The organism is Streptomyces sp. NRRL B-24572, from assembly GCF_002156145.1.
GTDB classification, from domain to species: domain Bacteria; phylum Actinomycetota; class Actinomycetes; order Streptomycetales; family Streptomycetaceae; genus Streptomyces; species Streptomyces vietnamensis.
Genome location: NZ_MWIG01001113.1, coordinates 1 through 1,183, shown reverse-complemented (window position 1 = coordinate 1,183; position 1,183 = coordinate 1). Strand labels below are relative to the sequence as shown.

The window sequence follows — 1,183 nt, the reverse complement described above, 5'->3', positions numbered from 1 at the left end:
CAGCAGCCGCAGGCCCCCCAGCAGCCGCAGGCCCCCCAGCCCCAGGCGTACCAGGGCGGTCAGCAGCAGTTCGGCCAGCAGCAGCAGTTCGGCCGGCAGCCCTTCGTGCCGCAGGCGCAGCAGCAGGCCCCGCAGGCCCAGCCCCCGGCTCCGCGTCAGCGGAACGGCAACGACTTCGGTGCCCCGCGTCCGGCCGAGCCGGTCCGCCAGCAGGAGCCGCAGCAGCCCCAGCTCCAGCAGCCGCGCCGTCCGGAGGCCCTGCCGCCGGCCGGTGGCGCGGGCGACGGTCGTGCCCCGCTGTACGACAACCTGGAGACCAACTGGTCGCGGCAGGAGCAGGCGCCGGCGCAGCAGGCCTACCAGGCGGACCTGACGCAGACGATGCAGACCCCGGTCGTGTCGCAGCCGTCCGCTCCCGCGCCCCGTCCGGCCGGTGACCCGGCCGCCGACGGCCGCCAGAACGGCGGGGCCGCCTGGCGGACCTCGCCCAACGACGAGCTGGTGCGCCAGGCGGAGCGGGTGCGCAAGCCCGCGGCCGGCGGCGTCACCACCTCCGGCCTTCCGCGCCGTGTGCCGAAGGCCAACCTCGTACCCGGGACCGCACAGGAGCAGGCCCACACGGCCGGCCCCCAGGTCTCGCGTGCACCCGACGACGTCCGCGGCCGGCTCACGAATCTGCGCCGCGGCATTCAGCAGGGCCGCCAGGCCGGCAACTCGACCACGGGTAGCCACCACCTCGGTCCGAACCATCAGCAGGAGCGTTAGTTGAACGCGATGAGCCAGGCGGCGCAGAATCTGAACTGGTTGATCACCAACTTCGTGGACAACACCCCCGGGGTGTCCCACACGGTGGTGGTCTCCGCCGACGGACTCCTGCTGGCCATGTCCGAAGGATTCCCCCGCGACCGCGCCGACCAGCTGGCGGCGGTCGCATCCGGACTGACCTCGCTGACCGCGGGCGCGTCCCGGATCTTCGAGGGCGGNNCTCGTGGGCTACGAGATGGCGCTGCTGGTCGACCGGGCCGGCAGCGTGCTCACCCCGGATCTCCGTGCGGAGCTCCAGGGCAGCCTGCTCCACTAGGTCACGCACACCGGACACCCCCAAAGTCCGCATCGACCGACAGGGCGGTACGCCCCTCCGTACCGCCCTGGCACTGTTCATCGTCCGGCCGCCCCACCCGGC

The 1,183-nt window shown here is 73.8% G+C and carries 2 pseudogenes; both read left to right on the top strand.

The annotated features are described in order from the left end of the window. Window positions 1–765, top strand: a pseudogene (locus tag CCN56_RS40635) (histidine kinase); the annotation flags it as partial. 9 nt (window positions 766–774) lie between these two features. After that, window positions 775–1,081, top strand: a pseudogene (locus CCN56_RS40630) (roadblock/LC7 domain-containing protein). Window positions 1,082–1,183: the final 102 nt, after the last annotated feature.